The following is a 13,821-nucleotide window of genomic DNA, read 5'->3' on the forward strand; positions in this document are numbered from 1 at the left end:
CGTTCAAGTTGCCGTCGCGTGCGCGCAGCTCAGGTGAGGACGACGGGGCGGTGTCCGGCGGCGGCCGGACCCGCTTCGTCCGGCCGGGGCGCGCATCGACACCGGGCCCGAACAGGAACCACTGGGAGTACGGCGTGCTCGACTCGCTCGACCTGAAACTGTTGCACGCACTGCAACTGGACGGCAGGGCGCCCTTCAACCGCATCGCGGAGACGCTGGGTGTGTCCGACCACACCGTCGCGCGCCGCTACCGGCGGCTGCGCGACACCGTGCGCCTGCGGGTGCTCGGCATCACGGACGGCAGTCGGCTCGGCCGTGACACCTGGATCGTCCGGCTGCGCTGCACCCCCGACATCGCACCCCAGTTGGCGGACGCGCTGGCCCGGCGTCCGGACACCGCCTACCTGGGCCTGATCTCCGGCGGTACGGAGGTGATGTGCGGGATGAAGCCGCGCAGTCGGCAGGAGCGCGACGAACTGCTCTTCGGACGACTCCCGCGCTCACCGAGTGTCATCTCGGTCACGGCCCACTGTGTGCTGCGGCACTTCTACGGCGGTCCGCTCAGCCTGCCGAGCAAGATCGACGCACTCGGGCCCGAGCAGATGGCGGCGCTGCAGCCGCCCTCCGTGGACACCGACGGAACGCCTGTCACCCTGGACCAGGCCGACGAGACGCTGCTCGCCGTGCTCCGACGTGACGGGCGCGCTCCGCTCACCGAACTCCAGGCGGCGACGGGCCTGTCGGAGGGAGTGGTCAGGCGACGCCTCGACCGCCTTCGCTCCACGGGTGTCCTCTACCTGGACGTCCAGTTCGATCACGAACCGCTCGGCCGAACGGTGGAGGCGATGCTCTGGCTCACGGTGGCGCCCGCAGCGCTCGCCGCCGTCGGAAGGGCTCTCGCGGAACACCAGGAGGTGCGCTTCGCCGCGGCCACCACCGGTCAGGCCAACGTCGTGGCGGCGACCCTGCACCGCGACACGGCCGAGTTGTACACCTATCTCAGCGACAGGCTCGGAGCGCTTGAGGGCGTCCAGTCGATCGAGACCGCGCTCATTCTGAGACAGGTCAAGGAGTACACGTATGAGCCAAACCGCTGACAAGTCACTGATTGATTTGCCCGAGTAAGGAGAATTTGACTGTCTATATAACGTTTTTTCCGCGATGATTGGCTGCGAGTCTCCTGTATAGTCAGTCTTATGAGTGACGGTGCCGCGGATCGCGGTTCGCTGGTGAACGACGAGGGTGTCGTGCTGTTCGGCGACATCCTGCGGCTGGTGAACACCATCGGTGACCGGGCCTCGCGCGTGATGCGCGAGGCCACCGGGCTCACGGGTACGGAGTTCGAGGTCCTGCTGCGACTGGCCCGCCATCCCGAGAACCGCACCACGAACGCCCGCCTGGCGCAGGAGCTGTCCGTCGACTCCGGTGGGCTGACCCGACTGGTCGCCCGGATGGAGACAGAGGGCCTGCTGGCGCGGCATCCGCACCCTGACGACAGACGGGCGATGCTGCTGGAACCGACCGACCGTGGCCGGGAACAGCTGACGCGCGCACTTGAGGCCCACGTGCCGCAGGTCACCGCGGATCTGCTGGAGCCGCTCACCAGGGTCGAGCGGCTCATCCTGCGCGAGCTGGTCAGCAAGGTGCTGGCCGGCGCTGCCGGGGGCTCGCAGCAGGCGGCTTCGGGGTCATGCACGGCCCAGGCGGCGCACCCGGACTCACCCCATGCGAAAGAAACGAACGGAGACACCCCGTGAAGATCCTCCTGATCGGCGCCACCGGCATGGTCGGCTCGCGCATCGCCGCGGAAGCACTGGCCCGAGGACACGAGGTGACCGCGGCGACCCGCTCGGGTCGTTCCGGCGACCTGCCGGAGAACCCCGCGCTGACCACGGCGACCCTCGACGCCTCGGACCCCGCCCAGGTGGCCAAGGGCGCCGCCGGTCACGACGCCGTGGTCTCGGCGATCTCCCCGGCCCGCGACGGCTCCGTCGACCCGGCGGTGTCGCTCCTGGCGACGTACCGCTCCCTGATCGAGGGACTGCGCACGGCGGACGTACGGCGGTTTCTCATCGTCGGCGGGGCGGGCAGCCTCCAGACCCCCTCGGGTGTGGACCGGGTGGACACCCCGGACTTCCTCGACATCTACAAGCCCGAGTCGCGTGCCCTGCGCGAGGTCCTGCGACTGTTCCGGGCCGAGGTGACCGACCTCGACTGGACGTACCTTTCCCCGGCGGACGAGATCGGCCCCGGTGAGCGCAAGGGTGTGTTCCGGCTCGGCGGTGACCAGATGCTGTACGCGCCCGACGGCAGCAGCACCATCAGCGCCGAGGACTTCGCGGTCGCGCTGGTCGACGAGCTGGAGAAGGGCGACGCGATCCGTCGCCGTATCACCGTGGCCTACTGACGGCCGCTCACGGCGCGGCCGGGAGAACGGGGCGCCGCCGCGGAGGACGTAGTGCGCCACCAGCAGGTCACGGCCCTTGCCTCTGGGGCCCTGCGCGCGAACGTCCGGGCCCCAGGGCACCCCTTGCACAGGCACAACCAACAGGTCCCCCGGGGGCCGGAGTGGCACAGCGCTCCGGACCCCGGGGGACCTGCGTATGCGGTCGGTGCTCCTCCTGGGATTCGGAGCACTCTCCCCGAGTGACTTCCGGGCCCCTTCGGCCCATGCAGCACTCTCGCATGAGCCGTCGCGCCCGCCGACCGTGATCACGGCGAGTCGGACACAGCGGCGGTCAGCCGTGGAGGATCGGTTGGCCCCCGGGGCAGCCGGCAGGCGGGCGACGAGGCGCGCAGATTCCACGACAGCTCAGTGGATCTCCCGCGCGGGTCCGACATGCGGACCAACCGCGTTGTGGCCTTCGTACGGCCACTCCTACCTTCGGCTCCAGGAATTCGCACAGCGTCTCCGGGAGGATTCCATATGAGTCTCGAGGTAACTTCCCTCGGATATCTCGTCATCACCGCCGAGGATGTCGCGGCATGGCGGACATTCGCCGAATCCGTCCTCGGAATGCAGGTCGGTCAGTCGCCTGACGGATCCGACGACGGAAGTCTCTATCTCCGCGTCGACGAGCGGAGTTGGCGCGTCGCGGTGCAACGGGGTGCCGACGGCGGACTGACGGCCATCGGGCTGGAGGTCTCCAGCCGCGAGGCGTTCGAGAACCTGCGCAAGCGGCTTTCGAACAGCGGGATCGAAATCGAGGACGAGCCGCAACTCGCCGAGCGGCGGGGCGTCCTGGACGTGTTCAGGACACATGATCCTTCCGGGCACCCGGTCGAGTTCTACTACGGCGGGAAGAGCGACCGCGAGCCGTTCGTCTCGCCGCGCGGAGCGCGGTTCGTGACCGGCCCGCAGGGACTCGGGCACGCGGTTCTCTTCGTCGACGAGTACGAACGGGTCCGCGACTTCTACGTCGGCACACTGGGATTCCAGGTCCGGGACGTCCTGGTGATGGGGGAGCCGTGCTCCTTCACCTCGCCCAACCCACGGCACCACACAGTGGCGTTCGTGTCGATTCCGGGCGTGCCGCCGATGCTGCAGCACTTCATGCTTGAGGTCGACGACCTGGACACCGTCGGACGGGCCCTCGACCGCGTCCAGGACAACGACGTACCGCTCAGCCTGAGCCTCGGGCGGCACACGAACGACCGCATGCTCTCCTTCTACTGCGAGAGCCCCTCGGGAGTGAAGGTCGAATACGGCTGGGGCGGCCGTCTCGTCGGCGGCGACCACAACACCGGGTACTACGACGCCGCGTCCGTGTGGGGCCATCGACCGCCCCCCGGAACCTCCATGATGGACGGTCTGGGCACCGACTGACCCGCACGTCCGCAGGCCTTCCCCTTCCCCGCAGAGAGAGCTGAAATGGCCCTGAACGACGAAGAACTCATCACCGTCCCCGGCATGCTCAGCCGCTACGTCCGGCTGCCGAACGGAACCAAGGCCCACTACATGACGTCCGGCGAGACCGGCCCGGCCGTCCTGCTGCTGCACGGCGGGATCATCGGCTCGTCCGCCACCGCCGGCTGGCGCTTCATGGCCCCGTTCCTCGGCGCCCACGGCTTCCGGGTGTACTGCCCCGACCTGCCGGGCTTCGGACACACCTCCGGCCACGAGAGCGCCTACCCGGCCGAACACGGCAACGCCGCGCACGTCGACTTCCTGCACGACTTCGTGAACGCGCTGTGCCTGGACAGCTTCCACATCTCCGGCAACTCCATGGGCTGCCTGAACGCCGTCAACTACACGCTCGCGCATCCGGAGCGTGTCAGCAGTTACGCCCTCATCGCGGGCGGTCTCGGCGATCTCGTCCCGTCACCGGACCTGCGGCCCGGACAGGAGAAGTCGGAGCGGCCGGACATCATGGCGTTCGACGGCACGCCGGAATCCATGCGGAAGATGATGTCGGCGATCATCCGGGACTCGTCCACCGTCACCGAGGATCTCGTGGCCATGCGGACGGCCGCCGCGCTCCGCCACCAGGACTACTACCGCCGCCGCACCCAGCTCTCCTTCGGCGGCGAGGACAAGGACATCCAGGCGCGTCTGTCGACGAAGGGCCGTTTCGACCGCCTGTCGATTCCCGGGATCTACCTCTACGGGAAGGAGGACGTGCTCGTTCCCCACGAGGTCTTCGGCTACCCGCAGGAAGACGCGCTGCCGGGCGTGCAGTTCTTCTACCCGGAGGACACCGGGCACCAGGGCCAGACCGATCAGCCCGAACTCGTGAACCAGCTTTTCCTGGAGTTCTTCCGTGACGGGAAGGTGTCGTGGGAGACGGCACAGCGGTCCGGTATTTCCGACCGGCGTCCTCCGTTGCCCGAACTCGTCGACGTCAGCTGATTTCCGGCAGGAGATCCGCATCCCGCACGCGCCACGCCATTTCGTCACGGAGGTACGGAAATGGAGAGTCTGGACAGGCTCATCGACTTCGAACAGGGACTCGTCAGCCCCGAGATATTCTCGGACCCGGAGATCTACCGCCTGGAACAGGAGAAGATCTTCGCACGGTCGTGGCTCTTTTTGGCCCACGAGTCCCAGATCCCCAAACCGGGTGACTTCTTCTCCACCTGGATGGGCGGGGACCCGGTCCTCGTCGTCCGCAGGAAGGACATGACCGTCGGGGCGTACCTCAACGCCTGCCGGCACCGCGGGATGAAGGTCTGCCGCGCCGACTCGGGCAACACCAAGGCGTTCACGTGCACATACCACGGCTGGACGTACGGAACCGACGGCAAGCTCGTCAACGTACCCAGCTTCGAGGACGCCTACTACGGTGAGCTGAAGACGGCCGACTGGGGACTGGTGCCGGTCACCCAGGTCGACGAGTACAAGGGGCTGATCTTCGGCAACTGGGACCCCTCCGCGCCACCCCTGCTGCAGTACCTGGGCGACTCCACCCGCTTCCTCGACACCATGATCGACCGCCGTGAGGGCGGCGTCGAGGTGCTCCCCGGCATTCACAAGTGGACCTTCGTCGGCAACTGGAAGCTCGCCGCCGAGCAGTTCGCGGGCGACGCCTACCACGGCCAGATCAGCCACGCCTCGGCCGCGATCGCCATGCTCGAAGGGGTATCTCTGGAGGCGACTCCCGGGGGCGGCGATCCGTTCGGCAGCGTCGTCGGCTACCAGTACTCCGACGGCTGGGGCCACGGTACGGGCTTCTCGTTCGACCCGCGCGGACAGCTCTTCCCGGTGTTCTTCACCTCCGACGTGCTGACGGACTACTACCGCTCCACGCACGCGGAGCAGGTCGAGAGGCTCGGTGCGGAGTGGGGCTTCCACACCTCGCACAACAACATCTTCCCGAACCTGTCCTACCTCAAGCCGCAGAACAGCCTGCGCGTGTGGCACCCGAAGGGCCCCAACAGCTTCGAGGTGTGGGCCCTCACCCTCGTCGACAAGGCCGCCCCGCCGGAGGTCAAGGAGGCGCAACGGGTCGCCACGATGCGCACCTTCAGCGCCTCCGGGATCTACGAGCAGGACGACGGCGAGAACTGGAGCCAGATCGGCGAGAACCTCAGCCGAGGCGGCGCGGTCATCCATCGCACGATGCTGAACTACCAGATGGGCCTCGGGCACGACGGGCCGAGCGACACCTACCCGGGCACCATCGGGAGCCAACTGGTGGGGGAGGGCCCGCAGCGCACCTTCTACCAGCGCTGGCTCGAACTGCTGAAGTCCGAGGAATGGCCGGTCCCGAAGGACGCGTCGGGCGTGCTGACCGCCGCGGCCGACATCTAGAGAGGAGGGCCAGGATCATGACGACCGTCGACGAGGAGACCTCCGCGGACGTGCCGGGCATCAGCCTGGACGTCGATCTGCCGACGTACCACGAGATCAGTCAAGTCCTCTATCTCGAAGCGAAGTTGCTCGACGAGCGGCGTTACGAGGAGTGGTTCGCGCTCTTCGCGGACGACATCCGGTACTGGATGCCGATCCGCTACAACCGTCTGTCGCGTGAACTCGCCTCCGAGACCTCGGGCGTCGGGGAGGCGGCCAACTTCGAGGAGGACAAGGCCTCGCTCTGGCAGCGGATCGTACGACTGCGGACCGGGATGGCCTGGGCCGAGGACCCGCCGAGCCGGGCCCGGCACATCGTCACCAACATCTCTGTCGAGCCCGGGAGTTCGCCGGAGGAGTACGACACCCGGTCGTACTTCCTCACGTACCGCACCCGCGGTGACAGCGAGTGGGACCTGTGGGTCGGCCGCCGGGACGACGTGCTCCGGCGGGTCGGTGACCACCGGTGGCAGATCGCCAACAGGACGATCACCCTTGACCAGGCGACGATCCTGTCCAAGAACCTGAGCGTCTTCTTCTAGACCCGGGACCGAGTGGGCGGCGTCGGAACGGGCCCTGTTCCGGGGGTGAGGAAACCCTCCGTCCTGACGCCGTCCGCTCTCTCTCCGGAACAGACCGTCCTGATGCCGTGAAGGAGTTCGATGTGAGGGTGCTGATCGTCGGAGCCTCGCTGGCCGGACTGCGTACCGCCGAGGCCCTGCGAGCCTCGGGTTCCGACGCCGCCATCTGCATGGTGGGCAGTGAGCCCCATGCGCCGTACGACCGTACACCGCTGTCCAAGGAACTGCTCACCGGCGACAGGGAGCCGCACGAGGTCGCGCTGAGGACTCCGGAGCAACTGGCGGATCTGGAGCTGGACCTGAGGCTCGGCACCGCCGCCACGTCCCTCGACCTCGCCGGCCACGGCGTCGGGTTCGATGACGGTTCCCGGCTGACCGCCGATGTCATCGTGCTCGCCACGGGGTCGCGCTCCCGGAGCCTGGCCGGCACGGCGGGGTACGACAACGTCTTCGGGCTGCGCTCGCTGGAGGACGCGGCGGCGATCCGGGCCGCGATGACGACCGCGACGTCACTGGTGGTCGTGGGCTCCGGATTCATCGGCTCGGAGGTCGCGTCGGCGGGCCGCGCCCGCGGACTGGACGTGACGGTGATCGAGTCGGCGTCCGCGCCCCTGGCCCGGGTGTTCGGGGCGGAACTGGGCAGCAAGCTGGGTGGTTTCCACGAGCAGGCGGGAAGTTCGCTGCTGTGCGGCAGAACCGTCGTGTCGTTCAAGGAAGCCGGAAGCTCCCGTGTGGACGGAGTGCTGCTCGACGACGGGACCGAGGTGGCGGGCGACCTGTTCGTCATCGGCGTCGGATCCGTGCCGAACGCGGAATGGCTGTCGTCGTCGGGGCTGGACGTCACGGACGGGGTGCGCTGCACGGCGTCCGGCCAGGCCGTAGGAGCGGAGCAGGTGTACGCCGTCGGTGACGTCGCCCGCTGGTGGAGCCCCCGCTACGGCGAGGCGGTACGGACCGAGCACTGGACCGCGGCGGGGGAGCAGGCCGCCGTGGTGGCCGCCGTGATCCAGGGCAGGACGCCCTCGGACGACCTGTTGCCCTATGTGTGGTCGGACCAGTTCGGCCACCGTGTGCAGATCGTCGGAAGGCCCAGGGCCTCGGACGATCTCGCACTGCTGCGGGATGTCGAGGAGGGCCTCGCCGCGATCACCGGACACGACGGAGTGCTGTCGTCCGCCGTCGTGGTCGACCAGCCGCGGCTCTTCGCCCGGCTGCGCCGCATGGTGCGCGATCGCACCCCCTGGAAGACCGCCGTCGCCGACTCCGGGGGGCTCGTGCGTGCCCGGCCGTAGCCGAGGAGCCCGCCCACGGGACCACCGAGCCGCTGCAAACGCCCCGTGTCGGCAAACGCCGGCCGTTGCAAGGGCCCTCAAGGATGGAATGAGCAATGGAATACGCGCTGCTGGGCCGCACCGGTGTCAGAGTGTCGCGCATCGCCCTGGGTACGGCGCTACTCGGCCTCGCTCCCGGTGAGGCCGAGTCCGGCCGCTTCGTGCACGCCGCTGTCGATCTGGGCGTCAACGTCTTCGACTGCGCGAACACCTACGGAAACCGTCCGGCGTTCGACCGCCCCGGACTTCCCGCAGCCGCGGAACGACGGCACGCCGAGGAACTGCTCGGCAAAGCCCTGCGGGGCCGCCGCGACGACGTCCTGGTGTGCACGAAGGTCGGTGAGCCCGTCGGCGACGGACCCAACGACGGTGGTCTCGGACTGGCCGTACCGGGGCAGGTGAACCGGGGTGGAGGGCTGAGCCGGTTCCACATCCTGCGGGAGGTCGACAGGAGTCTGCGCCGCCTGCAGACGGACCACATCGACGTCTACCACCTGCACCACCCCGATCCCGACACCCCCGTCGAGGAGACGCTCGGCACGATGGACGACCTGGTGCGGCAGGGGAAGATCAGATACGTCGGGCTGTCGGACCACTTGGGCTGGGAGATGACCAAGGCGGTCCTCACGGCCGACGCGCGGAGCGCGGCGCGGCCCGTGCTGAACCAGATCGAGTACAACCTGATCCGGCGGGCCGCGGAACGCGAGATCGTGCCGGCCGCCGAGGAACTCGGAGTGTCGCTGACCTGCTTCAGCCCGCTGGCAGGCGGGGCGCTGGCCGGACTCGACGTGCTGGAGCGCCCCTTCGGAGGTCTGCGGCGATGGGGTGTCCCTGTGACGTTCTCGCAGGAACAGCGTGACGCGGCCGGTCTGCTCGACACGTTCGCCAAGGACTGGGGCCAGGCCCCGGCGCACCTGGCGCTGCGGTGGCTGCTGGACCGGCGGCCCGTGGCCGCGGCGATCATCGGCCCCGAGTCGGTCGAGGAACTCGCGGCTGTGGTCGGCGCTGTCGACGTGGCTCTGGAGCCCGAGCAGCTCGCCGCGCTCGACAAGATCGGGCGGCCCGGGTCTCAGCCCTGGTGACGCGGGGAGCCGCTCGGCGCCGTGGGCTGTCCCGGGTCGCCGCATTCAGGCTCCCAGGCGCTGTGCTGCGGGTCGAGCGAGGGCATCACCAAGGTCGAGAGCAGCTGCGCGGCCCGGCTCACGGCGCGTTCACAGACCTTCGCGTCGAAGCGGTAGGTGGGTCCGGACATCGAGATCGCCGCCGCCACGCGACGGCCGGAGTCGAAGAGGGGCGCGGCGACGCAGGTGAGACCGACCTGGGCCTCCTCGATGTCGTACGCGACCTTCGCGTCGCGGATCTTGCGTAGCTCGGCGAGGAGCCGGCCGGGCTGGGAGACGCTGTACCTGGTCATCCGGGGCAGTGGTCCCGACACGATCTCCCGCACGAGGCCCGGGTTCGCGTAGGCCAGCATCACCTTGCCGAGTGCGACACAGGTGGCGGGGAGACGGCCGCCGACGTGCGAGGGAGTGGGCATCGACCTGTGACCGTGGATCTTCTCGACATAGAGGACGTCCTGCCCGTCCAGAACCGCGAGGCTGACGGTCTCGTGGGTGAGTTCGTAGAGATCCTCGAGATACGGCAGCGCGCGCTCGCGCAGGTTCACGCTCTTCGGCCGGCTCGCCGCCGCCCCGAGCTCGAACATCCGCAGTCCCAGCAGATAGTCGGTGCCCCGGCGCTCGACCATTCCCGCCTCGGCGAGGACGGCGAGGAGACGGTAGGCGGTCGGCTTGGGAATACCGACACGACGGGCGAGTTCGGTGAGACCCGCCTTTGATTCCATACCGGCCAGCGAATCGAGCAGTGCGAGTGCTTTGTGTACCGAACTCAGCGAATGCTCACGGTGTTCGAGTGTTTCCGTTTTGTCGCCGGCAGGCTCCGTGTAATTCATGCCTCACGCCCTTGTTGAGTCAGCGGCCCGACCGCGCTCTCGAAGCTTCTGGGGAGGAGTGTGGCAGGTTACGGGAATATGTCAACAAGGTTCACCTCTCTTTGGCATTCCGGGCCCTCCCGTGAGGACGAGGGAGCCTGTCCGCCCCTCCGGGGTCTCGGTGAGCTTGGTGTTTACGGGCTGTTTCAACATGCGGAACATCGGGTTTCCCTCCGTCCGGCGTCGGCCCGAACATGTGGATGCTGCGGCCCGTATCCCTCCGGCCGGATGGAGCCGTCCGCCGTCGCCGGCAGTGGATCAAGAATTCCGGTGGAAAGGAACGTGGAAAATGGCATGGCTTCGCGCCTGTGGCCCCGATGATCTCCAGGAAGGCGAGGCGCTGCGTATCGAGACCTTGCCGCCCATTGCCCTGTTTCGCGTAGGAGGGGAATTCTTCGCGACCGACGACACATGCACCCATGCGCTCTCGTCGCTGTCGGAAGACGGTTATCTTTCGGGTGAGGAGGTCGAATGCGGATTCCACTTCGCCAAATTCTGCGTTCGTGACGGCCGTGCCCTTTCCCTTCCGGCCTCGAAGCCTCTCACCACTTTCGCGGTCAAGATCGGCGACGACGGCGTTCACATCGACGTGGGCGAGCGGCCGTACCGGCAGATGCGATGACCCCGGGTTGCTGATCACCGTGGTGACCACGGCACGGCCCGGCGTGACGCCGAGTGATCGCGCTCTGGCGGACGAAGGCGGTTATTGAGGGCATGGCCCCGAGGACCGCATCGCCGGTTCCGAGGAGGACTCCTCACCCTTGGGGGCCAACGGAACAGCCGGTGTCGGTGAGATTGATCTTGAACGGTGAGAGGGTTCCGGCGGTGCTGTCGGGGTCCTCTGCCGTGGCTGGGTAGCCGCAGGTCAGCCCTTGTGAGGCTGGGCCTGGAGCTGTTCGCGGAGGTCGATCTCCTCAAAGGTGAGCGGGTCCTCGGTTCGGCGGATGCGTACGGGCTTGGGCCGGAGTGGCAATCCGTTCGTTGCCGGACCAGCAGCGGTCCCACAGCCAGCGGGCCGGCTTCCACCAGGCGGCGCTCTTGAGGTCGCTGTAGCCGTTGGCGTCCTTGATGGCGTTCTGGTGGTCCCAGCGGCTGCGCTCGGCGCCGTACCCGGTCAGCGCCGGTGGGACATGGCCGAGTTGGTCGGCGACGTATGCGACGACTTCGGCTGGCGTGTCCTCGGGGTTGGCCAGGTAAGTGCCCAGGAAGCGCACGGTGCCCAGCTGGATCGCGTAGCCGAGCTGCGACCTCGCGCCCCGGCAGGCCATCGCCCGCCGCCGAGCCTCGCGGTCCAGGAGGAAGTAGCCGGCCAGCTGCCCGTCGTCCGGTACCTGCGTGAACCTGCCGTAGCTGCGGCGCTGTTCGTCGGTCAGGAACGCCACCCGTCCCGCCCCTCCCCATCGCTTCCCCTGGTGCTGTGACGGCGCTCACCTGAAGTCACATGATCGGCGGATGCGGTCGCGGGGCCTGTTGGTTCGGGCGGTCGGACGCGTTCCGGTGTCAGCCGGTGGCCCGGAGGCGATCGAGGAGTTCACCGGCGCCCGGCGAGGCTGGCGAGGGTGCTGGGCTCGGGGGCGCTCACACTGCCGGCCGGGTCGACTCCGGGGGCGGTGAGGTGGTTGCGGAGGAAGGCGCCGAAGACGTCGTGGGAGACGCGGGCGAGGAAGCGGGTGGGGCGACGGCGGTGATGCCGCTGGCCGCCGGGCTCATGGGCTGTCTCTGTGCGGATGAGGCGCAGTGTGCGGAGGGGATCAGCCCTTGACCGCCGAGCTGGCGACGCCCTGGACGAACCAGCGTTGGAAGAAGATGAAGACGATCAGTACGGGCAGGACGAGGAGGACGCCGAAGGCGAGGGTCTGGCCCCAGTCGGGGGGCTGCTGGCCCTGGAAGACGCTCATCTCCAGCGGCAGCGGTCGTACCGAGGGGTCGGAGACCATCAGGACCGGCCACAGGAAGGAGCCCCACTGGGTGAGGAAGGTCAGGATCGCCACGGAGGCGAAGGCCGGCTTCGACATGGGGACGATGATCGCGAAGAAGGTGCGCCAGGGGCCGGCGCCGTCCAGCCGGGCCGCCTCCTCGATGCTCGGTGGGATCGAGCGGAAGAACGTGTGGAACTGGTAGACCGAGAACGCGTTGGCGATGAAGGGGAGCGCCAGGATGAACAGGGTGTTGCGCTGGTCGTTGAACATGTAGAAGAGCGGGACGGCCACCGATTCGAACGGGATCAGCATGAGCAGCAGGACGAGGGTGAAGACGGCGCCCTGGCCGCGCCACTTCAGGCGTGACAGCCCGTACGCCGCCATCGAGTTGACGAACAGGCCGCCGGTGACGACGACGAACGCCAGCAGCACCGAGATGCCCAGGAACTGCCAGAAGTAGCCGGTGCTGTCGGAGTTGAGGCTGTCGAGGACGGCGGTGTAGTTGTCGAAGGACAGGTGCGTGGGCAGGAAGCCGGACAGGCCGTTGAGTACTTCGTCCGACGGCTTGAGGCTGCCGATGAACAGGTAGATGGCGGGCAGCGCGAAGACGAGGGCCAGCACGCTGAGGACGGCGTAGTCGAGGAAGCGGCGCAGCGGGGTATGCGTCAGGCCGCCGGTGTTCGTGCTCATGGTCAGTCCTCGTGGTCGGGCCGGACGACGCGGCGCTGGATGAGGGTCAGGGCGACGACGATCAGGAAGAAGACGACGGTGATCGCGGACGCCTGGCCGATGTTGTTCTGGTCGAAGGCGGTGGTGACGGCCTGGTACATCACGGTGCGGGTGGCGTCCTCGTCGAGGCCGCCCCCGCGCACGAGGACGTAGACCTGGTCGAAGACGCGGAAGGAGAGCACCGAGGTGAGCATGGCGACGAAGACGAGCGTGCCGCGGATGCCGGGCAGGGTGACGTGCCGGAACTGCTGCCAGGGCGTGGCGCGGTCGAGGTGGGCTGCTTCGTAGAGCTCGCCCGGGATCTGCTGGAGTCCGGCGAGGAGGATGACCATCTGGAAGCCGACGCCCTGCCAGATCGACAGCACGATGATCGAGGCCATGGCGGTCAGTCCGTCGCCGAGCCAGTCGAAGGTGCCCCAGTTGCCGAAGGTCACCGCGTGCAGCGCGGAGTTGAGCATGCCCTGGTCGCTGCGGGCGAGGATGAGCCGCCAGATCACGGCGACCAGCGCCATGGGGAAGACGACCGGCATGAAGAAGAAGGACCGGAAGAGGCCGATCGCTTTGAGCTTGCGGTTGAGGAGGATCGCCAGGCCGAGGGCGAGAGCGGTCTGGACGGGTACGACGACCACGGCGAAGGTCAGGTTGTTGAGCAGGGCCCGCAGGAACGGGCCGGACAGGTCGGGGTCGGTGAACAGCCGCCGGTACTGCTCCAGGCCGAAGAACGTGGGTGCCAGTGGGGAGCCGAGACGCACGTTGTAGAAGGAGAGGACGACGGCGTAGCAGAAGGGGACGCCGACGAAGGCGACGAGTCCCGCGACGGCCGGCGTGGACATGAGCAGTCCGTGCAGCCAGTCGCGGTTGTTGCGCCCCGGGTGTGCCGGACGCGCGGGCTTGACGGAGGTCACGGGTGGGGCCTTCTCCCGGGCTTCGGGCGCGGCGTGCGCGGGCTTCACGGATGTCACGGATGGGTCCTGTTCCCGGC

Annotated in this window: 14 protein-coding genes; 10 read left to right on the forward strand and 4 right to left on the reverse strand. The window is 68.3% G+C overall.

From position 1 onward, the window contains the following. The first annotated feature begins 8 nt into the window (after positions 1-8). The 9 genes from ACFULQ_RS36575 (at position 9) to ACFULQ_RS36615 (ending at position 9,283) form a co-directional block, all read left to right on the forward strand. Positions 9-1,097: an Lrp/AsnC family transcriptional regulator gene (locus ACFULQ_RS36575; RefSeq protein ID WP_383552496.1), complete on the forward strand. Its 1,089-nt coding sequence runs from the start codon at positions 9-11 to the stop codon at positions 1,095-1,097. A 99-nt stretch (positions 1,098-1,196) separates the two neighbouring features. Then, a complete protein-coding gene (locus tag ACFULQ_RS36580; protein ID WP_383552423.1) occupies positions 1,197-1,757 on the forward strand; it encodes a MarR family winged helix-turn-helix transcriptional regulator in 561 nt (186 codons plus the stop codon). After that, entirely contained in the window at positions 1,754-2,407 is a 654-nt protein-coding gene (locus ACFULQ_RS36585; RefSeq protein WP_361278719.1) for an NAD(P)H-binding protein, read from the forward strand. The genes ACFULQ_RS36580 and ACFULQ_RS36585 overlap by 4 nt, the downstream gene beginning before the upstream one ends. 519 nt (positions 2,408-2,926) lie before the next feature. Continuing rightward, positions 2,927-3,826 (forward strand): VOC family protein, encoded by a 900-nt coding sequence (locus ACFULQ_RS36590; RefSeq protein WP_383552426.1) that lies wholly within the window; start codon positions 2,927-2,929, stop codon positions 3,824-3,826. A 45-nt stretch (positions 3,827-3,871) separates the two neighbouring features. After that, positions 3,872-4,849 (forward strand): alpha/beta fold hydrolase, encoded by a 978-nt coding sequence (locus ACFULQ_RS36595; protein ID WP_383552428.1) that lies wholly within the window; start codon positions 3,872-3,874, stop codon positions 4,847-4,849. A 60-nt stretch (positions 4,850-4,909) separates the two neighbouring features. Then, positions 4,910-6,250, forward strand: coding sequence for an aromatic ring-hydroxylating dioxygenase subunit alpha (locus ACFULQ_RS36600; RefSeq protein WP_383552430.1), 1,341 nt, complete (start codon positions 4,910-4,912; stop codon positions 6,248-6,250). Positions 6,251-6,267: 17 nt separating this feature from the next. Continuing rightward, a complete protein-coding gene (locus ACFULQ_RS36605) occupies positions 6,268-6,831 on the forward strand; it encodes a 3-phenylpropionate/cinnamic acid dioxygenase subunit beta (protein WP_361278710.1) in 564 nt (187 codons plus the stop codon). A gap of 122 nt (positions 6,832-6,953) precedes the next feature. Continuing rightward, positions 6,954-8,162: an NAD(P)/FAD-dependent oxidoreductase gene (locus ACFULQ_RS36610; RefSeq protein WP_383552433.1), complete on the forward strand. Its 1,209-nt coding sequence runs from the start codon at positions 6,954-6,956 to the stop codon at positions 8,160-8,162. A gap of 95 nt (positions 8,163-8,257) precedes the next feature. Then, positions 8,258-9,283, forward strand: a complete 1,026-nt coding sequence (locus ACFULQ_RS36615; protein WP_383552436.1) for an aldo/keto reductase — start codon at positions 8,258-8,260, stop codon at positions 9,281-9,283. Here the strand turns inward: ACFULQ_RS36615 and ACFULQ_RS36620 are convergent. Further along, entirely contained in the window at positions 9,271-10,152 is an 882-nt protein-coding gene (locus tag ACFULQ_RS36620; RefSeq protein ID WP_383552439.1) for an IclR family transcriptional regulator, read from the reverse strand. The two genes, ACFULQ_RS36615 and ACFULQ_RS36620, sit on opposite strands and share 13 nt — an antisense overlap. Positions 10,153-10,480: 328 nt before the next feature. On the opposite strand from ACFULQ_RS36620, the gene ACFULQ_RS36625 reads away from it, so the two are divergent. Continuing rightward, positions 10,481-10,813 carry a non-heme iron oxygenase ferredoxin subunit gene (locus ACFULQ_RS36625; protein ID WP_383552441.1) on the forward strand — a complete coding sequence of 111 codons (333 nt, stop codon included), beginning with the start codon at positions 10,481-10,483 and terminating at the stop codon, positions 10,811-10,813. A 292-nt stretch (positions 10,814-11,105) separates the two neighbouring features. Here the strand turns inward: ACFULQ_RS36625 and ACFULQ_RS36630 are convergent, their stop codons facing one another. The 3 genes from ACFULQ_RS36630 to ACFULQ_RS36640 all read right to left on the reverse strand — a co-directional run bounded on the left by ACFULQ_RS36630 (position 11,106) and on the right by ACFULQ_RS36640 (position 13,801). After that, positions 11,106-11,573, reverse strand: a complete 468-nt coding sequence (locus ACFULQ_RS36630; RefSeq protein WP_383552444.1) for a DUF4158 domain-containing protein — start codon at positions 11,571-11,573, stop codon at positions 11,106-11,108. A 369-nt stretch (positions 11,574-11,942) separates the two neighbouring features. Then, entirely contained in the window at positions 11,943-12,800 is an 858-nt protein-coding gene (locus ACFULQ_RS36635; protein ID WP_383552447.1) for a carbohydrate ABC transporter permease, read from the reverse strand. 2 nt (positions 12,801-12,802) lie between these two features. Beyond that, positions 12,803-13,801, reverse strand: coding sequence for a carbohydrate ABC transporter permease (locus tag ACFULQ_RS36640; protein ID WP_383552449.1), 999 nt, complete (start codon positions 13,799-13,801; stop codon positions 12,803-12,805). Between the last annotated feature and the right edge of the window lie 20 nt (positions 13,802-13,821).

Source organism: Streptomyces sp. NPDC057253 (assembly GCF_042669125.1).
Lineage (GTDB): Bacteria > Actinomycetota > Actinomycetes > Streptomycetales > Streptomycetaceae > Streptomyces.